Origin of the sequence: Streptomyces sp. NPDC048001, from assembly GCF_043203115.1 — a bacterium.
In the GTDB taxonomy this organism is placed as follows: Bacteria; Actinomycetota; Actinomycetes; order Streptomycetales; family Streptomycetaceae; genus Streptomyces; species Streptomyces sanyensis.
Genome location: NZ_JBIDBN010000012.1, coordinates 1 through 20,391, shown reverse-complemented (window position 1 = coordinate 20,391; position 20,391 = coordinate 1). Strand labels below are relative to the sequence as shown.

Annotated in this window: 15 protein-coding genes; 3 read left to right on the top strand and 12 right to left on the bottom strand. The window is 75.7% G+C overall.

What is annotated here, in order from left to right; all coding sequences use genetic code 11:
- The first annotated feature begins 7 nt into the window (after positions 1-7).
- Positions 8-1,486 carry a cation:proton antiporter gene (locus ACGF15_RS22165; protein WP_345610526.1) on the top strand — a complete coding sequence of 493 codons (1,479 nt, stop codon included), beginning with the start codon at positions 8-10 and terminating at the stop codon, positions 1,484-1,486.
- A gap of 105 nt (positions 1,487-1,591) precedes the next feature.
- Here the strand turns inward: ACGF15_RS22165 and ACGF15_RS22160 are convergent, their stop codons facing one another.
- The 9 genes from ACGF15_RS22160 to hrcA form a co-directional block, all read right to left on the bottom strand.
- The gene (locus ACGF15_RS22160; protein WP_345610528.1) at positions 1,592-2,704 is read right to left on the bottom strand and encodes a PfkB family carbohydrate kinase; all 1,113 of its coding nucleotides are present in this window, start codon (positions 2,702-2,704) and stop codon (positions 1,592-1,594) included.
- Positions 2,705-2,820: 116 nt separating this feature from the next.
- Complete coding sequence (locus tag ACGF15_RS22155; RefSeq protein WP_392801285.1) at positions 2,821-3,729, bottom strand: ribonuclease Z; 909 nt, start codon at positions 3,727-3,729, stop codon at positions 2,821-2,823.
- Positions 3,730-3,735: 6 nt separating this feature from the next.
- Positions 3,736-4,095 carry a histidine triad nucleotide-binding protein gene (locus ACGF15_RS22150; RefSeq protein WP_345610534.1) on the bottom strand — a complete coding sequence of 120 codons (360 nt, stop codon included), beginning with the start codon at positions 4,093-4,095 and terminating at the stop codon, positions 3,736-3,738.
- A 165-nt stretch (positions 4,096-4,260) separates the two neighbouring features.
- Positions 4,261-7,524, bottom strand: coding sequence for a S41 family peptidase (locus ACGF15_RS22145; RefSeq protein WP_392801280.1), 3,264 nt, complete (start codon positions 7,522-7,524; stop codon positions 4,261-4,263).
- Positions 7,525-7,634: 110 nt separating this feature from the next.
- Positions 7,635-8,141, bottom strand: coding sequence for a hypothetical protein (locus tag ACGF15_RS22140; protein WP_345610541.1), 507 nt, complete (start codon positions 8,139-8,141; stop codon positions 7,635-7,637).
- 80 nt (positions 8,142-8,221) lie between these two features.
- Complete coding sequence (locus ACGF15_RS22135; RefSeq protein ID WP_345610545.1) at positions 8,222-8,965, bottom strand: 16S rRNA (uracil(1498)-N(3))-methyltransferase; 744 nt, start codon at positions 8,963-8,965, stop codon at positions 8,222-8,224.
- Positions 8,962-10,089 carry a nitronate monooxygenase gene (locus ACGF15_RS22130; RefSeq protein ID WP_392801276.1) on the bottom strand — a complete coding sequence of 376 codons (1,128 nt, stop codon included), beginning with the start codon at positions 10,087-10,089 and terminating at the stop codon, positions 8,962-8,964. The genes ACGF15_RS22135 and ACGF15_RS22130 overlap by 4 nt, the downstream gene beginning before the upstream one ends.
- A 198-nt stretch (positions 10,090-10,287) precedes the next feature.
- Positions 10,288-11,424: a molecular chaperone DnaJ gene (gene dnaJ, locus ACGF15_RS22125; RefSeq protein ID WP_345610560.1), complete on the bottom strand. Its 1,137-nt coding sequence runs from the start codon at positions 11,422-11,424 to the stop codon at positions 10,288-10,290.
- Positions 11,425-12,441: a heat-inducible transcriptional repressor HrcA gene (hrcA, locus tag ACGF15_RS22120; RefSeq protein WP_345610563.1), complete on the bottom strand. Its 1,017-nt coding sequence runs from the start codon at positions 12,439-12,441 to the stop codon at positions 11,425-11,427.
- A gap of 224 nt (positions 12,442-12,665) precedes the next feature.
- On the opposite strand from hrcA, the gene ACGF15_RS22115 reads away from it, so the two are divergent.
- Both ACGF15_RS22115 and ACGF15_RS22110 read left to right on the top strand, forming a co-directional pair.
- Entirely contained in the window at positions 12,666-13,391 is a 726-nt protein-coding gene (locus tag ACGF15_RS22115; protein WP_392801272.1) for an MBL fold metallo-hydrolase, read from the top strand.
- A 27-nt stretch (positions 13,392-13,418) separates the two neighbouring features.
- Positions 13,419-14,237 (top strand): DUF3097 domain-containing protein, encoded by an 819-nt coding sequence (locus tag ACGF15_RS22110; RefSeq protein ID WP_392801270.1) that lies wholly within the window; start codon positions 13,419-13,421, stop codon positions 14,235-14,237.
- A 302-nt stretch (positions 14,238-14,539) separates the two neighbouring features.
- Here the strand turns inward: ACGF15_RS22110 and hemW are convergent, their stop codons facing one another.
- The 3 genes from hemW to ACGF15_RS22095 form a co-directional block, all read right to left on the bottom strand.
- Positions 14,540-15,772: a radical SAM family heme chaperone HemW gene (gene hemW, locus ACGF15_RS22105; RefSeq protein WP_392801268.1), complete on the bottom strand. Its 1,233-nt coding sequence runs from the start codon at positions 15,770-15,772 to the stop codon at positions 14,540-14,542.
- Between the two features lie 76 nt (positions 15,773-15,848).
- Entirely contained in the window at positions 15,849-17,867 is a 2,019-nt protein-coding gene (locus ACGF15_RS22100; protein ID WP_392801639.1) for a SpoIIE family protein phosphatase, read from the bottom strand.
- A 319-nt stretch (positions 17,868-18,186) separates the two neighbouring features.
- Positions 18,187-20,076 carry an AMP-dependent synthetase/ligase gene (locus tag ACGF15_RS22095; protein WP_392801266.1) on the bottom strand — a complete coding sequence of 630 codons (1,890 nt, stop codon included), beginning with the start codon at positions 20,074-20,076 and terminating at the stop codon, positions 18,187-18,189.
- Positions 20,077-20,391 lie beyond the last annotated feature (315 nt).

The window sequence follows — 20,391 nt, the reverse complement described above, 5'->3', positions numbered from 1 at the left end:
CCGGCCGGTGCACGTGGACCTCGTCGGGCTCGGCCTGGCGGTGCTCGTCGCGGGCCTGGTCGCCCGGCTGGCGCGGCGGGTCGGGCTGCCCTCCGTGCCCTGCTACATGCTGGTGGGCATCCTGCTCGGCCCCGGCACCCCGGGGCCGTCCGTCATCTCCCACCCCGAGGACCTGGGGCTGCTCGCGGCCCTGGGGCTGGTGCTGCTGCTGTTCCACCTCGGCGTGGAGTTCCCCCTGGAGCAGGTGCTCGGCGGGGGCCGCCGCCTCTTCCTCGCCGCCGGCTGCTACATCGGGCTCAACGTCGGCGCCGGGTTCCTCTTCGGGCTCGCACTGGGCTGGGGCGGTGCCGAGGCGCTGGTCGTCGCCGGGGCGCTCGGGGTGTCCTCCTCGGCGATCGTCACCAAGCTGCTCGTCGAGCTGCACCGGCTGACCAACGCGGAGACCCCGGTGATCCTGGGGATCATCGTGATCGAGGACCTGTTCCTCGCCTTCTACCTCGCGCTGCTGTCCCCGGTGCTCTCGGACGCCGAGTCGCCGCTGGCGCTCGTGGGGGAGGTCGCGGTCAGCTTCGGGTTCCTCGCCCTGCTCTTCGCCGTGGCCCGGTTCGGGGCCCGTGCGGTGGCCCGGCTGGTCGGGGACCGCGAGGACGAGCTGCTGATCGTGCTGACCGTGGGGCTGGCCGTGCTGGTGGCGGGGGTGTCGGAGGAGGTCGGGGTCTCCGATGCGATCGGCGCGCTGATGATCGGCCTGGTCATCTCCCGGACCCGCCTGAAGGAGCGCCTGGAGCGCCTGGTGCTTCCGCTGCGGGACGTGCTGGCCACCGTCTTCTTCGTGGCCTTCGGGCTGAGCATCGAGGTCGGCGAGATGGGCGCGGTCGTCGTACCGGTCCTGGTCGCCGTGCTCGTCACCCTCCTCGGCAACGTCACGGCCGGGATCGTGGCGGCGCGGCTGTTCGGCTTCAACCAGCGGGGGGCGGCCAACATCGGGCTGACCGTGCTGGGCCGGGGCGAGTTCTCGCTGATCCTCGCGACCCTGGCGCTGGGGGCGGGGCTCGACGCCCGGATCGGGCCGTTCGTGGCGCTCTACGTGCTGGTCCTGGCGGTGGTGAGCCCGGTGCTCGCGGCCCGCTCCCACCTCCTGGCCCGCGTCATGCCGGACCGGCTGCTGCGCGCGAACTGGACCTATGTCCGCGAGGAGACCATCAGCACCTCGTGCACCCATCTGGACCGGATCCGGGTGACCGGCACGGACACCGCCGTGTGCGAGGAGTGCGTGCGGCTGGGCACCCACTGGGTCCAGCTGCGGCTCTGCGTCACCTGCGGCCACGTCGCGTGCTGCGACGACTCGCCGCACCGGCACGCCCGGGCGCACGCCGAGGCGGCCGGGCATCCGGTCATCCAGTCCGCGCAGCCCGGTGAGGACTGGCGGTTCTGCTTCGTCGACGACACCCTCGTCCGCGCGCCGATGGGCTCGCCCCGCAGGTGAGGGCCGACCGCGCCCGGGGCCGGGGCGCTCCTGCCCCGTGCGGGGTCAGGCCGGTGGCCCGTGCCGGGATGCGGCTGCGGGCCGGGGCGCTCCCGCCCGTGCGGGTCAGGAGGAGCGGCCGAAGCCGATGGTGGGGACGGCGCGCCTCAGGGGCCAGGGGCGCGCCGGGGGCGGCACGAGCCGTTCCAGGAAGGAGTAGCGGCGCAGGGCGGCGGGATCCTGGCCGGGAAGGCTCTGCACGGACTGCCACCAGGCCGCGACCTCCCACCAGCCGGGCGCGGAGAGCGAGCCGCCGAACTCCTGCACCGACAGTGCGGCCGTGAGCCCGCCGAAGGCGAGCCGGTCGGCCAGCGGCCAGCCCGCCAGGGTGCCGGTGACGAACCCGGCGACGAACACGTCCCCCGCGCCCGTGGGGTCGAGTGCCTCCACCGCGATCGCGGGGACCTGGGCGGTCTCCCCCGTGGCGGCGTCCACGGCGTAGGCGCCCTCGGCGCCGAGGGTGACGACCGCCAGGCGGACCCGTTCGGCGAGGGCGTGGGCGGCGGCGCGGGGGCAGTCGGTGCGGGTGTAGTGCATGGCCTCCTCCGCGTTGGGCAGGAAGGCCTCGCAGTGCGCGAGGTCGGCCAGGTCGGCCGGGTCCCAGCGGCCGGACTCGTCCCAGCCGACGTCGGCGAAGATCCGGGTGCCGCCCCGGGCGGCCGCGGCGATCCAGTCGGCGGCCGCCCCGGACGCGAGGGAGGCCACCGCGGCCCGGGCCGGCGGCGGGCACTCGGGGGCCGGCTCGGGCGGCGGGGCCTCGTGCCCGTGCGAGACCATGGTGCGCTCGCCCTCGTAGGCCATGGAGACGGTGACGGGCGAGTGCCAGCCGGGCACGGTGCGCGAGAGCGAGAGGTCGATGCCCTCCCCCCGGGCGAGCGCGTCCCAGCAGTACTCGCCGTAGTGGTCGTCGCCGAAGGCGGCCGCGAGCGAGGTGCGCAGGCCGAGCCGGGCGAGCGCGGTCGCCATGTTGGCCACCCCTCCGGGGCTCGATCCCATGCCCCGTGCCCAGGACTCGGTGCCGCGGACCGGCGCCGAGTCGAGGCCGGTGAAGACGATGTCGAGGAAGACCGTGCCCGTGAGGTAGACGTCGCAGGCCGGATCGCCGGGGGTCCTCAGGGCGGCCAGGGGGTCCAGGCACGCCGTCCGCCGCTGCGGCTCGTCTGGGTCGGGTGTGGTCACCGTCTGCGCTCCCGTGCATGTGCGGTCGGGGCCAGTGTGCCTGATCGGGCCGTCCCGGCGGGGCCGCGTCGGCGTGTGCCGGGCGCGGGGACCCCGGCGGCCGGTGGGTGCGCCGCTCAGGTCCTCGGCGGCACGGGGATGCGCGACAGGTCCTGGGCGACGGTCACCTCCCCCGTGAAGCCCGCCTCGCGGGCCTGCCGCTCGAAGACCTCGGCCGAGTCGGTGTAGCGCTGCGAGAAGTGCGTCAGGACCAGGTGGCGGACCCCCGCCTCGTGCGCGGCCCGGCCCGCCTGGCCCGCGGTCAGATGGCCGTGCTCGGTGGCCAGCCGGAGATCCTCGTCGAGGAAGGTCGACTCGATGACGAGCAGGTCGCAGCCCTCGGCGAGCACCCGCACCCCCTCGCACAGCCGGGTGTCCATCACGAAGGCGAACCGCTGGCCGCGGCGCACCTCGCTGACCTCCTCCAGGCTGACCCCGCGCAGCACGCCCTCGCGCTGGAGCCGCCCCACGTCCGGGCCCTGGATCCCGTGGGCGGCCAGCCGCTCCGGGAGGATCCGCCGGCCGTCCGGCTCGACCAGCCGGTAGCCGAAGGACTCCACCGGGTGGGAGAGCCGGTGGGCGTGGAGCGTGAAAGCCGGGGACTCCGCGACGGGCCCGTCGCCGGAGACGGGGTGCACGTCGAGGACGGCCGTCTCGCGGTAGGCGGTGGCGTACCGCAGGCGGTCGAAGAAGTGCCGGCCGCTCTCGGGGAAGTGGACGGACACCGGGTGCGGGACCTGGTCCAGGTTGATCCGCTGGATCACCCCGGCCAGGCCCAGACAGTGGTCGCCGTGGAAGTGCGTGACGCAGATCCGGTCGATGTCGTGCGCGGAGACCCCGGCGCGGAGCATCTGGCGCTGGGTGCCCTCGCCGGGGTCGAAGAGGATGCCGCCGCCGTCCCAGCGCAGCAGGTAGCCGTTGTGGTTCCGGTGCCGGGTCGGGACCTGGCTGGCGGTCCCGAGAACCACCAGTTCGCGGGCGGACACGGCCGGCTACCCGGGCGGCCAGGCGAGCCCGCGACCGCCGAGGACGTGGGCGTGGGCGTGGAAGACCGTCTGCCCCGCCCCGGAACCGGTGTTGAAGACGACCCGGTAGCCCGTCTCGTCGATCCTCTCGTCGGCGGCCACCCTGCCCGCCTCGCGCAGCAGGTCGGCGACGGTCTCCGGTGCCTCGGCGGCGAGGGCGGCGGCGTCCCGGTGGTGGGCCTTGGGGATGACCAGGACATGGCTGGGTGCCTGGGGGTTGATGTCCCGGAAGGCGACCGTCGTGTCGGTCTCCCGGACGACGGTGGCGGGCACCTCCCCGGCCACGATCTTGCAGAACAGGCAGTCCGCCTGCGGTTCTCCGGCCATGTGCGCGGAGCCTCCTCGCGGTGTCGATCACGTGTCAGGGCATGCTATCCGCCCGTCCCACGGGCCGCCGCGCGCCCGGGAGCCGCCGGAGGAGCGCGACCGGGCTCCGCGCGCCGGGCTCCTCCGGCGGCTCCCCGAGCGGCTCCCCTGGCGGCTCCCCCGGGGTCAGGGCAGCGACGGCGGGGTCTTCGCCGGGGAGACCTCCAGTGCGGCCAGCGCGATCCGGACCGCTTCGTCCAGCTGCGGGTCACGGCCCGCCGCGTGGTCCCCGGGCGTCGGGACGACCTCGACGTCGGGCAGCACGCCCCGGTTCTCCACGTCCCAGCCGTGGCCCTCCAGCCAGATCGCGTACTTGGGCTGGGTCACCAGGGTGCCGTCGACCAGCGAGTAGCGGCTGTCGATGCCGACCACGCCGCCCCAGGTGCGGGTGCCGACCACGGGGCCGATGCCGAGGGCCCTGACGGCGGCGTTGACGATGTCGCCGTCCGAGCCGGAGAACTCGTTGGCCACGGCCACCACGGGACCGCGCGGGGCGTCCACCGGGTAGCTGACCGGGCGGCGGCCGCGCGGGAGGTCCCAGCCGACGATGCGGCGGGCGAGCTTCTCCACCACCAGCTGGGAGGTGTGCCCGCCGCGGTTCTCCCGCACGTCCACGATCAGTCCCTCGCGGGCGACCTCGACCCTGAGGTCGCGGTGGATCTGCGCCCAGCCGGGTGCCTGCATGTCGGGCACGTGGAGGTAGCCGAGCCGCCCGTCCGAGCGCTCGTGGACATGGCGGCGCCGGTCGGCGACCCAGGCGTGGTAGCGCAGCGGCTCCTCGTCGCCGATCGGCACCACCACGGCGTGGCGCAGGTCGCCCCCTCCCGCGGGGGACACGGTCAGTTCCACCGGGCGTCCGGCCGCGCCCACCAGGAGCGGCCAGGGCCCGCGGACCGGGTCGACGGGCCTGCCGTCGACGGCGACCAGGGCGTCGCCGGACCGCAGTGCCACGCCCGGTGCGGCGAGGGGCGAGTGGGCGAGCGGGTCGGAGGTCTCGGAGGGCAGGATGCGGTCGATGCGCCAGGAGCCGTCCTCGTGCCGCGAGACGTCGGCCCCGAGCAGCCCCTGCCGGCCACCGCGGCCGCCGTGGCCGCCCGGCGGGATGACATAGGCGTGGGAGGTGCCGAGTTCGCCCTGCACCTCGTAGAGCAGGTCGACCAGGTCGTCGTGGGTGGCCACCCGCGCGAGGACGGGCCGGTAGCGCTCCAGCACCCCGTCCCAGTCGACACCGCCGAGGTCCTCGCGCCAGAAGTGGTCCCGCATCAGGCGCCCGGCCTCGTCGTACATCTGGCGCCACTCCGCGGCCGGGTCGACGGTGCGGCGCACCCGGCCGAGGTCCACGGTGATGTTGGTGTCGCTGTCCTCGTCCCGGGAGGCGCGGCGGTCGCTGGGGACCAGCTTCAGCTTGCCGTCGGTGTGCAGCAGCACGCGCCTGCCGTCGCCGCTGACGCGGAAGCGCCCCGCGTCGCCGGCCAGTTCCTCCACCCGCAGCCGGCTGAAGTCGAAGCGCTCCAGGGCAGTGGTGGGACCGGAGTCCTCGGGGTGGGCGCGGGTGGTGCCGAGGACTCCGCTCATCGGGTGGCGCAGCCACAGCAGGCCGTCCCGGGCCGCGCGCAGGGTCGAGTAGCGGGCGGCCTCCACCGGGAAGGGCACGATCCGGTCCGCCAGGCCGTCCAGGTCGATCCGGGTGGCGGGGGCGGACGGCTCGTCGCCGTCCTGCCCGTCGCCCTCGTCCTCCGCCTCGAAGGGGCGGCCGTGCCGCTGCGGGCCGAACGGCGAGGGGGTGGAGGCCGCGAGGGTGATCAGGTGGGGGCGGCAGCCGCCGACGAAGGCGAGGTCGAAGACATGGGAGTCGTAGACGGGGTCGAAGGCGCGCTCGGAGAGGAAGGCCAGGTGCCTGCCGTCGAGCGTGAACGCGGGCTGGTAGTCGGCGAAGCGCAGCGGGGTGGCCTCGCAGACGGTCAGGTCGCCGGTGCTCGCGAGCTTGATCTGCCGCAGCGGCTCGGGGCCCGCGTGTGACCAGGCGAGCCAGGCGGAGTCGGGTGAGAAGCACAGCCCCTCGGCGTCGCCGTGCTCGCTGCGGTCGACCTCGCGCACCTCGCCGGACTCCCGCTCGACCAGCAGGACGCGGCCGTCGTGGGCGGCGACCGCCGCACGGCTGCCGTCCGGTGCCGCGGCCAGTTCCACCACGCGGCCCAGACGGCCCGCGGCGAGGCGGCGGGGGGTGGCTCCGGCGGGCCTTCCGGTGGCCGGGGCGAACTCCAGCGCGTCGTCGCCCTCGGCGTCGGTCACCCAGACGACGTGCTCCTCGCCGTCCGCCCGGAAGGTGCGCGGCATCCGGGCGCGCACGCCGGGGTCGGCGGAGAGCTCCCGGGCCGGGCCCTCCCGGTGGGTCACCCAGTGGATGCCGCCGCGGACCTCCACGGCGCTGCCCCGGCCCGTGTGGTCGGGTGCGGCGGCGCCGAGGTGGTGCTCGGCGCCGACCGTCCAGGGGCGCAGGTCGGTGCGCTGGCCGCCGAGGCGGGGGGCGAGGCGCCGGGGGGCGGCGTCCTCCAGGTCGTCGAGGATCCACAGCTCCCCCGCGGCGGTGTAGACGACGCGGGTGCCGTCGGTGGCGGCATGGCGTGCGTAGAAGCCGCCGAGCGGGGTGTGCCGGCGCAGCGCGGACCCGTCGGGCCGGGAGGAGTACAGCGCACCGACGCCCTCGTGGTCGGAGAGGAAGGCGATCCGGCCGCCGACCCAGAGCGGGTACTCGAGGTTGCCGTCGAGTTCCTCGTGGACGCGGACGAAGCCCCCCTCGGCCCCCGTCCCCTCCGGCGGGGCGTGAGCGGCGGTGCCACCGTCCGCGGTGCCCTCGTCCGCAGGGTCCCCGGACGCGATCCACAGCTTGCCCGCGGTGCCTCCGCGGTAGCGCTTCCAGGCGGCGGCCTCACGCCCCATGGCGGCGGAGAGCAGCAGGGTGCGCGGGCCGAAGGCGACATCGCCCACGGGCCCGAAGGGCAGCCTCTCGGCCGGACCGCCGTCCAGCGGCACCGCGCGGGCCCAGGTGCGGCGCGGGGAGGGCTGGTCGTGGGCGGCGAGCGCCAGCACCCGTCCGTCCGGCGTCCAGCCGCGGACCGCGGTGCGCATGCTCCCCCAGTGCGTGAGGCGGTCGGCGGGGCCTCCCTCGACGGGTGCGACATGCACCTCGGGTGCCCCGTCCCGGTGGGAACTCCAGGCGATGCGGGTGCCGTCGGGCGAGAAGCGGGGGTGGTTCACGGGCATGTTGTCGGCGCTGACACGCCACGCCCGGCCGCCGTCGAGCGGCGCCACCCAGACGTCGTCCTCGGCGGTGAAGGCGATCAACTCACCGTGCAGATGCGGAAACCGGAGGTAGGCAGGGTGCGTCACGGACTCACCCTAGGCGCGGCGGCACCCGGTGCGGAGGGCTTCGGATCACTTGGCCGGATCGGCGCAGCGCGGGGAGCGGCCGTCCACCGGGCGGCCCGGACCGGGCGGGGTCACTTGGCGGGCTCGGCGGTGACCGTCACGGTGCGGGTGACGGTGACGGTCGCCCCGGGGGCCGGCCGGTCGCCGGGCTGCCGCGAGGGCTCAGGCGAGGCGGTCGCCGCCGCCGAGCAGTCGCCGAGCATGGTGGCCTCGAAGACGATCTCCCCGGCGATCCTGGCGGTCATGTCCCCGCGGACGCAGACCCCCCCGCGCTCCTCGGTCACCGTGCCGTCGAGCGTGATCTCCTGGCCGGATTCGGTCTCCCCCTCGCAGTCGACGGTGGCCGCGGCGGGGGTTTCCGCCGCCGGGGAGCCCTGCGCCGGCGTCGGGGCCTGCGCCCGGCAGCTGAACCAGGCGACCTCGAAGGTGAGTCGTTCGAGTGTGCTGGTGGCCGTGCGGTCGGTGGTGACGGCCACGGCAGCGGAATTGAGCCCTCCGCCGACCGGCTGGCAGGCGGCGGTCCCGGCGAGGCCCACCGCGCAGGCACCGGCGGCGGCCATGGTCCTCCACGCCCTCATGCGGGGCATGGTCCCATGCAGGAACCCGGCTGAGAAGGCGAGTTGCGGCCATGTCCCCCTGTCGCGCGCCGGTGTCCCGCTCAGGACCAGCGGCCGGTGCGCCCCAGCAGCAGGGCGACCGCGGCGGTACCGGCCGTCGAGGTGCGCAGCACGCTGCGGCCCAGGCGGTACGGCCGGGCCCCCGCCTGGGCGAAGACCGCCGACTCCTCCGGGGAGACGCCGCCTTCGGGGCCGACCACCAGCACGATCGACCCCTCGGCCGGCAGTGCCGCGGTGGCCAGGGGCTCGGCGCCCTCCTCGTGCAGCACCGCGGCGAAGTCGGCCTGCGCCAGCAGCGCGGCGACCTGCCTGGTCGTCGCCGCCTCGGCGATCTCCGGGAAGCGCAGGCGGCGGGCCTGCTTGCCCGCCTCGCGTGCCGTGGAGCGCCATTTGGCAAGGGACTTGGCCCCGCGGTCGCCGCGCCACTGGGTGATGCAGCGGGCGGCCGCCCACGGCACGACGGCATCCACCCCGGTCTCCGTCATCGTCTCCACGGCGAGTTCCCCGCGGTCGCCCTTGGGCAGCGCCTGGACCACGGTGATCCGCGGCACCGGCTCCGGTTCGGCCGGGAGGGCGGCCACCTCGACCACGAGGCGGTCCCTGCCCTCGGCGGCGAGCACGGTGCCGGACGCGCCGGAGCCCCGCCCGTCGGTGAGCACGACCTCCTCACCGGGCGTCAGGCGGCGGACGGAGACGGCGTGGCGCCCCTCCGGGCCGTCGAGGGTCACGGTGGTGCCGGGGCGGACGCCGTCGAGGGAGCCGACGACGAAGACGGGAGCGGTCACCGGGCACCTCCCGCGGCCCCCGGGGCGGCGGCCGGGGCCCCCGCGGGGGGCCCGGCCGCGGAGTGGCCGCCGGGCGCGGTCCGGGCCGCGTCCAGTTCCGCGGCCAGCGTCCGCACCAGTTCGGCGGCGGGCAGCGGGCGCGCCAGCCGGTGGCCCTGACCGGCCCACAGCGCCATGCCCTCGGGGTCCCCGGCGGCCGCCGCGGCGCGCCGCAGACCGCTGGTGAGGTGGTGGACGTCCGGGTAGGCGGCCGGTGCGTGCGGCCCGTGCTCGTGCAGGAAGCGGTTGACGAGGCCGCGCGCCGGGCGCCCGGAGAACGCGCGGGTCAGCTCGGTGCGGGCGAACCGGGGGTCGGTGAGCGCCTGCTTGTGCAGGGGGTGGGCCCCGGACTCGGGGCAGGCGAGGAAGGCCGTGCCCAGCTGGGCGGCGCTCGCGCCGGCCGCGAGGACGGCGGCGACGTCCCCGCCGCGCATCAGTCCGCCGGCGGCGATCAGGGGGAGCCGGACGCTGTCGCGGACCGGCGGCAGCAGGGCCGCCAGCGGTGTCGCGGGCGGTCGGGGGCCCGGGGCGTCGCGGTGGGTGCCCTGGTGGCCGCCGGCCTCCGCGCCCTGGACGCACAGGACGGCCGCACCGGCCTCCTCGGCCGCTCGGGCCTCCTCGACGGAGGTGACGGTGACCACCGTGACCATACCGGCGGAGGCGAGGGCCGCCAGCGCCTCGGGGGCGGGGCAGCCGAAGGTGAAGGAGACCACCGGCACGGGGTTCTCGGCGAGGACCGCCATCTTGGCCTCGTAGCCGTCGTCCCGGCCGCCGTCCGGGTCCCCGAGGGGGGTCCCGTAGCGGGCCGCCTCCCCGGCGAGCCGGTCGCGGTAGGCGCCGACGGCGGCGCGGTCGGCGGTGGCCGGCTGGGGCATGAAGAGGTTGACCCCGAAGGGCCGGGAGGTCAGGCGGCGGACCTCGTCGATCTCCCGGCGCACGGCCTCGGCGGTCTTGTACCCCGCGGCGAGGAAGCCGAGGCCGCCCGCCTCGGACACGGCGGCGGCCAGTTCGGGGCGGGAGGCGCCCCCTGCCATGGGCGCCTGCACGATCGGGTACCGGAACAGGCCGGTCGGTGCCAAGGACATGCAGGCATCGTGCCACGTCCCACGGGGGCCGCCGAATCGCGTGGCCGCGGGGCGTCAGGTCCGCTGACCGGGCGGGCGGTTGCCGGTGCGCGCGGCGGATGCGGCCGGTCGTGCGGGGCGCCGCGGGGCCCCGCGCACCGGCGCCCCGGACCGGTGGTCCGGGGCGCCGGGCCGGGTCGCCGCCGCGAGGGCGCGGACCTAGCGACCGTTGAACGCGTCCTTCAGCCGGGAGAACAGCCCCTGCTGGCCGGGCTGGAACTGGCCCTGGGGCCGCTCCTCGCCGCGCAGCTTGGCCAGGTCGCGCAGCAGGCGCTCCTGTTCCGCGTCGAGCTTGCCCGGGGTGGTCACCTCGACATGGACGATCAGGTCGCCCCGGCCGTTGCCCCTCAGGTGCGTCACGCCCCGGCCGTGCAGCGGGATGGACTGACCGGACTGGGTCCCGGGCCGGATGTCGACCTCCTCCAGCCCGTCGAGGGTCTCCAACGGGCACTTGGTGCCGAGGGCCGCCGCGGTCATGGGGATGGTCACCGTGCAGTGCAGGTCGTCGCCGCGCCGCTGGAAGACCGGGTGCGCGAGTTCGTGGATCTCCACGTACAGGTCGCCCGCAGGACCGCCGCCCGGGCCGACCTCGCCCTCCCCGGCGAGCTGGATGCGGGTGCCGTTGTCGACGCCCGCGGGGATCTTCACCGTCAGCGTGCGGCGCGAGCGGACCCGGCCGTCGCCCGCGCACTCGGGGCAGGGCGTGGGGACGACCGTGCCGAAGCCCTGGCACTGGGGGCAGGGCCGGGAGGTCATGACCTGACCCAGGAAGGACCGGGTCACCTGGGAGACCTCGCCCCGGCCGCGGCACATGTCGCAGGTCTGCGCCGAGGTGCCGGGGGCGGCACCCTCGCCGGAGCAGCCGTTGCAGACCACGGCCGTGTCGACCTGGATGTCCTTGGTGGTGCCGAAGGCGGACTCGCCGAGCTCGACCTCCAGCCGGATCATGGCGTCCTGGCCCCGGCGGGTCCGCGAACGCGGGCCGCGCTGCGAGGCCGTGCCGAAGAAGGCGTCCATGATGTCGGAGAAGTTGCCGAAGCCGCCCGCACCGAAGCCGCCCGCTCCCCCGCCTCCCGCCTGGGAGAGGGGGTCGCCGCCGAGGTCGTAGACCTGCTTCTTCTGCGGGTCCGACAGCACCTCGTAGGCGGCGTTGATCTCCTTGAAGCGCTCCTGCGTCTTCGGGTCCGGGTTCACGTCCGGATGCAGCTCGCGGGCGAGGCGGCGGAACGCCTTCTTGATCTCGTCCTGCGATGCGTCGCGGCGCACGCCGAGTACGGCGTAGTAGTCCGTGGCCACTTACGACTCCGCCAGGATCTGTCCGACGTAACGTGCCACTGCGCGTACCGCTCCCATCGTTCCGGGGTAGTCCATGCGGGTCGGTCCGACCACGCCGAGTTTGGCGACTGCTTCGCCGCCCGAACCGTAACCGACCGAGACGACGGATGTGGAGTTCAGCCCCTCGTGGGCGTTCTCATGCCCGATCCTCACCGTCACGCCCGATTCCTTGGCCTCGCCGAGCAGCTTGAGCAGCACCACGTGCTCCTCCAGCGCTTCCAGCACCGGCCTGATGGTCAGGGGGAAGTCGTGTCCGAAGCGGGTCAGATTGGCGGTGCCGCCGATCACGAGCCGCTCCTCGGTCTCCTCGACCAGTGTCTCCAGCAGCGTCGCGAGGACGGTGGAGACGGTGGCCCGGTCCTCCGCGTCGAAGGACTCGGGCAGATCCTGCACCAGCTGCGGCACGTCGGTGAAACGGCGGCCGACGACACGGCTGTTGAGCCGGGCGCGCAGATCGGCGAGCGCGGTCTCCCCGAAGGGCGCGGGGCAGTCCACCATCCGCTGCTCGACGCGGCCCGTGTCGGTGATGAGCACGAGCATCAGCCGGGCCGGCGCCAGTGAGAGCAGTTCCACATGCCGGACCGTCGAGCGGGTCAGCGAGGGGTACTGCACCACGGCGACCTGCCGGGTCAGCTGCGCGAGCAGGCGGACGGTCCTGCCGACGACGTCGTCGAGGTCGACCGCGCCGTCGAGAAAGCTCTGGATGGCCCGGCGCTCCGCGGCGGACAGCGGCTTCACCCCGGCGAGCCGGTCGACGAACAGCCGGTAGCCCTTGTCCGTGGGGATGCGGCCGGCGCTGGTGTGGGGCTGGGCGATGAAGCCCTCCTCCTCCAGCACGGCCATGTCGTTGCGCACCGTGGCCGGGGACACACCGAGCCGGTGGCGCTCGGTCAGCGCCTTGGAGCCGACCGGTTCCTCGGTGCCGACGTAGTCCTGCACGATGGCGCGCAGCACCTCCAGCCGCCGTTCGCTGAGCATTCCGCGCACCTCCAGCTGCGTTGCGTCGGTCCTCGGTGTGTCGTCTGGCACTCGGTGGGCCCGAGTGCCAGGGGTCCCCGGCCAGTGTACGGCCGACGGGTACGCCCGTAGCAAGGGTGGCAACCGACCGAACGGACCGCGCGGGCGGCCGGGCGGCCCTTCGCGTCCTCCCCTCCCGGCCCCGGACCCGGTCCGCGGCGGGCGGTGCGCGGTAGCGTCCGGGCATGGACGTGGCGTGGGAGGAACAGGGCTGGGAGCGGCTCGGCGAGGGCGTCGGGCGGCGCAGGTTGCCGGTGTGGGACGCGACCGTGGGCCTCGTGGTGGGCGAGCGGGGGGCGCTGCTCTTCGACACGGGCTCCACCCTCCGCGAGGGGGCCGGGGTGCGGCGGGAGGCGGAGACCCTGCTGGGAGGCGGGCGCGGGGTGACGCACATCGCACTGAGCCACCCCCACTTCGACCATGTGCTCGGTACGGCCGCCTTCCCCCGCGCCGAGGTGTACGCGGCCGCGGGGCCGGGCCTGCCGCCGGGCCCGGACCGGGACGCCCTGTGCGAGGACGCGGTGCGCCACGGGGTCGAACGGGGCGAGGCCGCCGAGGCCGCGGCGGCCCTGCGGCGCCCGGACCGCGAGGTGGCCGGTGAGCTGACCCTGGACCTGGGCGGGCGGACGGTGGTGCTCTGTGATGTCGGGCCCGGCCACACCGCCCGCGATCTGGTCCTGCTGGTCGCCGGCCCGGACCCGGTCGTGTTCTGCGGCGACCTGGTCGAGGAGTCCGGCCCGCCGCAGGCCGGTCCGGACGCCGTCCCCGCGCGCTGGCCGGACGCGCTCGACCGCCTGCTCCGCCTGGGCGGCGGGGAGGCGGTGTACGTGCCGGGCCACGGGGCGGCGGTGGACGCGGCGTTCGTCCGGGCGCAGCGGGGCGAACTGGCGGCGCGCTTCGGCGTGTCGTGAACAGGACCGCCCGTATCGTCCTCCGATATGCGCAGCTACAGTCCTGATCTCACGCCGCCCTGGAAGCGTTCCGCCGCCGTGCCGGAGGTTCCGGCCGAGCCCGGTCTGGTCGTCGAGGAGCCCTCCACCGGCTTCTGCGGGGCGGTGGTCGGCTGCGAGGCGGGCACCGTGACCCTGGAGGACCGGTTCGGCAAGCACCGCGCCTTCCCGCTCGCGCCGCGCGGCTTCCTCCTGGAGGGCCGGGCGGTGACGCTCGTGCGTCCCTCCTCCGGTGCCCCGGCCGCGCCGTCGCGGACGGCCTCCGGATCGCTGGCCGTGCCCGGTGCCCGGGCCCGGGTCGCCCGCGCCGGGCGGATCTACGTCGAGGGGCGCCACGACGCGGAGCTGGTCGAGCGGGTCTGGGGCGAGGACCTGCGCGTCGAGGGCGTGGTCGTGGAGTACCTGGAGGGCGTGGACGACCTGCCCGCGGTGGTCGAGGAGTTCGGGCCGGGCCCGGACGCACGTCTCGGCGTGCTGGTGGACCACCTGGTCCCGGGGTCGAAGGAGTCGCGGATCGCGGCGTCGGTGGACGACCCGCACGTGCTGGTGGTGGGCCATCCGTACGTCGACGTGTGGGAGGCGGTGAAGCCCTCCTCCCTCGGCATCCCCGCCTGGCCCGTGGTGCCGCGGGGCCAGGACTGGAAGACGGGCGTCTGCCGCGCGCTGGGCTGGCCCGGGAACACCGGTGCCGCCTGGCGGCACATCCTGTCCCGGGTGCACTCCTACCGGGACCTGGAGCCGGCGCTCCTCGGCCGGGTGGAGGAGCTGATCGACTTCGTCACGGAGCCCGGCTCGCAGGTGTGTTGACCCGCAGGCGCCTGTTCATGCGGCTGACCGGTGGGGCCGCCGGGTGCGGCGGGGCCGCGGTGCCGGGGGCGGGCGCCCGCACGGCGGAGGGGGATCGTGCGGGCGCGGCGGATCCGCGCACGTCCGGTGCGTGCGCGCACGGCGGAGGGAGCGGGGGCCGGCGGGCCTTCCGTGCGGCGGGGCCCCGGGGCGGGGCGCCCACCGCGGCCGTGCCGGGGTCCGGGGTCCGGGGTCCGGGGTCCGGGCTCCGGGGTCCGGGCTCCGGGGTCCGGGCTCCGGGCTCCGGGCTCCGGGCTCCGGGCTCAGTCCACCAGGTCCCGGACGACGGCGTCCGCCAGCAGGCGGCCGCGCAGGGTCAGCGCGGCCCGGCCCTGCCGGTAGGGGCCGGGCCGCAGCAGGCCGTCCGCGAGGGCGCGGCGGGCGGCCGCGAGGCCGGCCTCGCGCAGCAGGTCCAGCGGCACGCCGTCCCGCAGGCGCAGCTCCAGCAGGATCCGCTCCACCCGCCGGTCCTCCGCGGCCAGGACCTCGCGGCCCGCACCCGGCGAGCGGCCCCCGGCGAGGGCGGCGGCGTAGGCGCCGGGGTGCTTGGCGTTCCACCACCGCACACCGCCGACGTGGCTGTGCGCCCCGGGCCCGGCACCCCACCAGTCGGCGCCGCGCCAGTACAGCTCGTTGTGCAGGCAGCGGGCCGCGTCCGAGGCGGCCCAGTTGGAGACCTCGTACCAGTGGAGCCCCGCGGCCGTGAGGACCTCGTCCGCGATGAGGTAGCGGTCGGCGTGGACGTCGTCGTCGGTCATCGGGACCTCGCCGCGCCGGATGCGGCGGGCCAGCTGCGTGCCCTCCTCGACGATCAGCGCGTAGGCCGACACATGGTCGGGCCCGGCGCCGACGGCCGCCTCCAGGGAGGCCCGCCAGTCGTCGTCGCTCTCCCCCGGGGTGCCGTAGATCAGGTCGAGGTTGACGTGGTCGAAGCCCGCGGCCCGGGCCTCGGCCACACATGCCTCGGGCCTGCCGGGGGTGTGGGTGCGGTCCAGCACGCTGAGCACGTGCCGCCGCGCGCTCTGCATGCCGAAGGAGATCCGGTTGAAGCCGCCCTCGCGCAGCGTCGCGAGGTAGGCGGGGTCGACCGACTCCGGGTTGGCCTCGGTGGTGACCTCCGCGTCGTCGGCCAGGCCGAATTCCTGGCGGACCGCGTCGAGCATCCGCACCAGGTCCTCCGCCGCGAGGAGCGTCGGGGTGCCGCCGCCGACGAAGACCGTCCGTACCGCGCGGGGGTCGTCGCCGAGCACCTTGCGGGCGAGGCGGACCTCCTCGGCGAGGGTCCCCGCGTAGTTGTCGCGGGAGGCCAGGACGCCCCCCGAGCCGCGCAGCTCGGTGGCGGTGTAGGTGTTGAAGTCGCAGTAGCCGCAGCGGGTCGCGCAGTAGGGCACGTGCAGGTAGAAGGCGAGCGGTCGGCTGCCCGCGGAGTCGAGGGCGGACGCGGGGAGCGCGCCGTCCTCGGGCACGGGCTCGCCGTCGGGCAGTACGGAAGGCATGGCCCCATTGTCCGTCACCGGGCGGGCGCCCGGGTCCGGTGCGGGCGGGCCCGCCGCGGGGCCCTCGGGCGGGCCGCTACCCGTGCTCCGGCGCAGGCCCGTCCACGGAGTCGCCGGGTCCGTCCGCGAGGGCGCCCGCCGGTCCGGCGGGGCCGGGCTGGAGGACCAGGAGCGCCAGGTCGTCACCCGGGGGCGTCGGCGCGAACCCGTGCACCGCGCTCCTGATCCGCTCGGCCACGCCCCGGGCGGACAGACCGGCGCACCCCGCGAGCAGGACGGCCAGTCCGTCCTCGTCGTCGAACATCCGGGCCCCGAAGCGCCGCTCGGTGACCCCGTCGGTGACGCACAGCAGCGTCTCCCCGGGTCCGAGGTCGAAGGTGGTGCTGCCGTACGCCACGTCCTCGACCACCCCGAGGAGCACCTGCGGCTCGCCGACGGCCGAGACCTCCCCGTCGGGGCGCAGCAGCAGCGGCAGCGGGTGCCCGGCGCTCGCCAGCGTGCAGCGCACGCCGCCGGAGCCGTCCGGGGCCGGCACGACCTCGCCGTAGAGCAGGGACAGGAAGCGGGAGGGCTGGCCGTCGGCGAGGCCCGCTCCGTGCCCTCCGGTGGCGTACAGGGCGGCCGCCTCGGCGGCCTCCATGGCGTCGTCGAGGAGCAGTCCGTTGAGCCGGTCCAGCACCTGCCCGACCTGGTAGCCCTCGCGGGCGAGCAGACGCAGCCAGGGCCGGGCGAGGCCGGTGACGACAGCCGCCTCGGGACCGCTGCCCTGGACGTCGCCGAGGGCGAAGCACCAGCGGTCGCCGGACCCGGCGGGGAACACGTCGTAGAAGTCGCCGCCGACCACGCCGTCGCCGCTGGGTTCGTAGACGAGGCAGGTGTCGACCCCGGGGATGCGGCCCAGCTTGCTCGGCAGCAGGCCCCGCTGGAGCACTCGGCTGATGGTGGCCTGCCGGGTGTACTCGCGGGCCGCGCTGACGGCCAGGGCGACCCGACGGGTGAAGTCCTCGACCAGCGAGGTCACCTCGTCGGGCAGCCGGGCGCCGCCCTCGCGGCCCACCAGGAGGACGCCGAGCCCCCGGTTGCCGACCGCGAGCCGGTAGGCCACCGCGGCCCCGGAGCCCGGCGCGCCGGGCCAGGGGACGGACAGCGGCACGCCCGAGCCGGGTGCCGGCGCAGCCGGGGCGGCTGCGGCCAGGTGCTCCCTCAGCTGCTCGACGGCCGCCTCGTCGCGGTGCCAGACGCCGGTGAGCCGCGGCGGGGGCGCGGCGCGTCCGCCCGCCTGCGGGGCGTGCGCCCCGCCCTCGGCGTCGAGCCAGACGGCGCACCAGTCGGCGAGACGGGGCACCAGCAGCTGCCCGGCGAGGGCGGCGGCCCTGTCCTCGTCGAGCTGACCGGCGAGGAGGTCGGACGCCTCGGCCAGGAAGGAGGCGGCACCGCCGCGGGCCAGCCAGTCCCACTCCTCGCGGGCCTGGGCGGGGAGGGCACCCGCGGCCTGTTCCCGGTCGGGGGCGCCGGAGGCCGCCCGGCCGCCGTCCGCGGTGCGGAGGCGGGCGCCGCGGCCGTCCAGCGGCAGCCGGGCCCAGACGGTCTTGAGCGCGGCGCGGTAGGTGATGCCCCAGCGCTCGGCGAGGGCCGCGACCAGGTGCAGTCCGCGGCCGTAGTCCGGGGTGCCCGACTGCTCCGAGCCGTGCGGGTGGCTGTGCACGGGCCGGTCGGGGTGGCGGTCGGACACCTCGACGACGAGAGCCGCGGGCTCGTCGTCGAAGGGCTCCTCGTAGCGGCACAGCAGCTCGGCCTCGGTGCCGGCGTGGACGACGGCGTTGGTCACCAGCTCCCCCGCGACGAGGGCCGCGTCCTCGGCGAGCCGTTCCGGGCAGGGCACCCCGGGCGGGCAGCCGCCCTCCCGGGCGGCGCAGCCGGGGCAGGCGTCGAGCAGGCCCAGCGCCTCCCAGTCGGCCACCGCCGCCCGCACCAGGCGGCGCGCGGTACCGGGCGCCAGCAGGCTCCCGGGCAGGCTGACGCGCACGCCGTCGGCCCGGGGGTCGGACCAGCCGGGCGACATGGACGCCGAGCGGTTGGCGGTGTCTCGCTGCAACGGAATGGACCCCACGTGCGGCTCCTGGTCGGTGCTGTTGTGCGCCGCTGATGACACCGACAGGGTGACAGACCGAGCGTGCCCATATGCACGGAGTCACTGAACTGGCCGAGGTGTTTCGCATCGTCCCAGGTCCCGGGCCGGGGCACGGGGGCCCGCGCACGCGGGTGGCGGGGGGCGCGCGGGGCGGCGGGCCGCGGGCGGGCACCCGGCGGGGCCACTGCCCGGGGCGGCCGACGGCGCGCCGGGCTCACCCGTGTGCGCCCCCCTTCCGCCCGGCGCCCGGCGGGGCGGGAGGGGGGCTGCCCGGGGCGGGCGGTCAGCCCTCGCGCGAGCCCGCGTACATGCCGTCGATGAGCTCCTTGTACTCGCGCTCCACGACGGGGCGCTTCAGCTTCAGGCTGGGCGTCAGCTCGCCGTGCTCGATGTCGAGGTCGCGCGGCAGCAGCCGGAACTTCTTGATCGTCTGCCAGCGCTGGAGGCCCTCGTTCAGCCGCTGCACATAGCCGTCGACGAGCTGCTCGGTCTGCGGGGCGGCGACGACCTCGGCGTAGCTCCTGCCCTCCAGCCCGTTCTCCGCGGCCCAGCCGAGGATCGCGGCCTCGTCCAGGGCGATCAGCGCGGTGCAGAAGTTGCGGTCGGCGCCGTGCACGAGGATGTTCGAGACGAACGGGCAGACGGCCTTGAACTGGCCCTCCACCTCGGCGGGGGCGATGTACTTGCCGCCCGACGTCTTGATCAGGTCCTTCTTGCGGTCGGTGATCCGCAGGTAGCCGTCGGGGGAGAGCTCGCCGATGTCGCCGGTGTGGAACCAGCCGTCGGACTCCAGGACCTCCGCGGTCTTCTCGGGCAGCCCGTGGTAGCCCTCCATGATGCCGGGGCCGCGGAGCAGGATCTCGCCGTCGTCCGCGATGCGCACCTCGCAACCGGGCAGCGGCTTGCCGACGGTTCCGGTGCGGTAGGCCTCGCCCGGGTTGACGAAGGAGGCGGCGCTGGACTCGGTGAGGCCGTAGCCCTCCAGGATGTGGATGCCGGCCCCGGCGAAGAAGAAGCCGATGTCGGGGGCGAGCGCGGCGGAGCCGGAGATGGCCGCCCGCAGCCGTCCGCCGAAGGCCTCGCGGAGCTTGGCGTAGACGAGCGCGTCGGCGACCTTGTGCCGGGCCGTCAGGCCGAAGGGGGCCGAGGCCCTGCCGGTGCGGCGGAAGGCGTCCTGGGTGGTCTTCGCGTACTCGCGGGAGACCCCGGCGGCCCACTGGAAGATCTTGTACTTGGCCGCGCCTCCGGCCCGGGCCTTGGCGGCGACCCCGTTGTAGACCTTCTCGAAGATCCGGGGCACGGCGGCCATGTAGGTGGGCTGGACCACCGGGAGGTTCTCGATGATCTTGTCGACGCGGCCGTCGACGGCCGTGACGTGGCCGACCTCGATCTGGCCGGAGGTGAGCACCTTGCCGAAGACGTGGGCGAGGGGCAGCCAGAGGTACTGGACGTCGTCCTTGGTGATCAGGCCGGTGGCGGCGAGGGCCTTGGCCATGTAGGACCAGTTGTCGTGCGGCAGGCGGACGCCCTTGGGGCGGCCCGTGGTGCCCGAGGTGTAGATGAGGGTGGCGAGCTGGTCGGCGGTGATGGCCGCGACGCGCTCCTTGACCGCCTCCGGGTGCTTCTCCAGGTAGGCGGCGCCGCGGACCTCGAGGTCCGCGAGGCTCAGCACCCAGCCCTCGGGGTCACCGGGGGCCGCCTCGACGCCCGCGGGGTCGATGACGACGACATGGGCGAGCGAGGGCAGCTCGGAGCGGCGCTCGCGCGCCTTGGCCAGCTGCGCGGCGTCCTCGGCGATCAGGACCCGGCTGGAGGAGTCGGCGAGGATGTAGGCGGACTCCTCGGCGTTGGTGGACGGGTAGACCGTGGTCGTCGCCCCGCCGGCGCACATCACGCCGAGGTCGCACAGGATCCACTCGACCCGGGTCGAGGAGGCCAGGGCGACGCGGTCCTCGGCAGCGACGCCGAGGTCGATCAGCCCGGCCGCGACGGCGTACACCCGCTCGGCGGCCTGGCCCCAGCTCAGGGACTTCCACTCGTCGGGTCCCGACCCGGAGGGCGACGGGACGGGATAGCGGTACGCCTCGGCGTCGGGCGTGGCCGCCACCCGCTCGGTGAACAGGGCCGCCACCGACGGCGGGCGGTTCTCGATCAAGGTCTGGGTTTCGCTCACGACGTCCTCCGGGCCTGCGGCAGCACTGCACGACTGGCTGGTTGTTTAACTGGCGAGTAACCATCGAGCCGTGATCAGGGTAGAGCGCGTTCCCCTGGCGCGTAAGAGCCTGCGCGTCGTGGCTTCATAACGAACAGAGCGCAGGTCCGCCCGTCAGAGCAGCGGATGGCTGTCATGTACAAGAAAATGGGAAGATCATCGGTGCGGGGGGTGCGGGCCGCCCCGCGGGGCGGGCCGCCCCCCCCGCACCGCCGGGGGGAGATGGTGGGCGGGGCGCCCCGGGGGCGGGGGTGGACGGCGGTGGTTGCCCCCGGG